1 protein-coding gene is annotated in these 1,906 nt (G+C 73.8%); it reads left to right on the top strand.

Going from position 1 to position 1,906, the window contains the following annotated elements:
• Window positions 1–189: 189 nt before the first annotated feature.
• Window positions 190–1,818 carry a beta-N-acetylhexosaminidase gene (locus O2L01_RS21165; RefSeq protein WP_270124024.1) on the top strand — a complete coding sequence of 543 codons (1,629 nt, stop codon included), beginning with the start codon at window positions 190–192 and terminating at the stop codon, window positions 1,816–1,818.
• Window positions 1,819–1,906: the final 88 nt, after the last annotated feature.

Here is a 1,906-nt window from a genome sequence, read left to right as displayed (position 1 = left end):
TGCCGCGCGCCGCGGTCGGCCGGGAGGGGGAGCGGAAACGCTCGCCGCACTGGCCGACCGCGGCGCGGCCCTATATTATAAATAAACTGAACTAATTCGGCGGGGCCGCGACACCGCCCCCGCCCACCCCCGGGCCCGCGAAGCCACGCGAGCCGGCCAGCGCCACGACCACCACAGGAGCCCCCGCACATGCAGCGCCGCATCTCGCTGATCCCGCAGCCGCAGCAGCTCACCGCCGCAGACGGCGACCTCGACCTGCGCCTCCTCAGCGCCATCGCCGCCGACCCCGAGCTGCACGCCCTGGGCTGGCTCCTCTCCGACCAGCTCAACCGCGGCACCGGCCTGCGCCTGCCCGTCGTGCAGGGCACCGCAGAGGGCCCTGCGGGAGGCCGCGTCCTGCGCCTCGCCCTCGCGGGCGAGCGTCCCGCGGACTTCACGACCGCCGCCGAGGCCTACCGGCTCGACGTCGCCCCCGACGGCGTGGACCTGACCGCCGCGCACCCGGCCGGGATCGCCCGCGGCATCGCCACGCTCCGCCAGCTCCTGCCCGCGGACTCCCTGCGCGAGGCCCCCGCGGCCGAGCCGGTCGTGCCGCTCGTGAGCATCGTCGACGAGCCGCGCCTGCGCTGGCGCGGCGTGATGCTCGACGTCGCGCGGCACTTCCAGCCCAAGGACTTCGTGCTCAAGATGATCGACCGGGCCTGGCTCCACCGGCTCAACGTCGTCCACCTGCACCTCACCGACGACCAGGGGTGGCGGTTCGAGGTGCCGACCCGCCCGAGGCTCACCGAGATCGGGTCCTGGCGGGCCGCGACGAAGATCGGCCACGCCCGCAGCGACGACGGCTACGAGCCGACCCCGCACGGCGGGTTCTTCTCCGTCTCGGACCTGCGCGAGATCGCGTCCTACGCGCGCGAGCGGCACGTCATGATCGTGCCCGAGATCAACCTCCCCGGGCACGCCCGCGCGGTACTCGCGGCCTACCCCGAACTCGGTGCGGGCCAGGACAAGCCGGTCTGCCCCACGTTCGGCGTCTTCGAGGAGGTCCTGGAGCCCACCCAGGCCGCGCTCGACTTCGCGCTCGAGGCGTACACCGCGATCGGCGAGGTCTTCGACGGCCCGTTCGTCCACATCGGCGGCGACGAGGTCCCGATGACGCAGTGGGAGTCCTCCCCGGTCGCCCGCGCGCTCATGGAGCGCGAGGGCATGGCGGACGTGCACGGCGTCCAGGCCTGGTTCACCCGCGTGTTCTGCGAGCACCTGGCGGCGATGGGCAAGCGCGTGATCGGCTGGGACGAGATCCTCGACGGCGGCGCGCCCCCCGAAGCGGCCGTGCAGGTCTGGCGCACCCAGGCGTACGTCGAGAAGGCCCTCGAGGCCGGGCACGAGGTCCTCGTCAGCCCGCAGACGCACGTCTACTTCGACCACTACGAGAGCGACGACCCGCGCGAGCCGCTGCGCATCCACGGCCTCACCCCGATCGAGAAGGTCGCCGCGTGGGACCCGGCCCCGCCCGGGATCGACGAGTCCCGCATCCTCGGCGTCCAGGCCCAGCTGTGGTCGGAGTACCTGCCGAACCCGCGCGACGTCGAGTACGCGGCGTTCCCGCGCCTCGCGGTCCTCGCCGAGGTCGCCTGGACGAATGTCGCAGTGCGCGAAGCCGACCCGGTCCTCGAACGCCTCCCCGCGCACCTGGAGCGCCTGCACGCCATGGGCATCGGCTACCGCCCCCTCGAGGGCCCCAAGCCCTGGCAGGAGGGCGGCACCGGCCGGTACCACCGCTTCGACTGGGAGTTCACCGAGCCCGAGGCGGCCTGAGTCGCTTGGCGTGAAACGAGACCCGTGGGGGGCGCCCCCGGGGCCCCCCCCCGGGGCAGGGCAATTTAACACCGGGCCCCCCCCGCGG

Source organism: Glycomyces lechevalierae, assembly GCF_027622945.1.
In the GTDB taxonomy this organism is placed as follows: domain Bacteria; phylum Actinomycetota; class Actinomycetes; order Mycobacteriales; family Micromonosporaceae; genus Glycomyces; species Glycomyces rutgersensis.
This window is presented reverse-complemented; position numbering and strand designations above follow the sequence as displayed.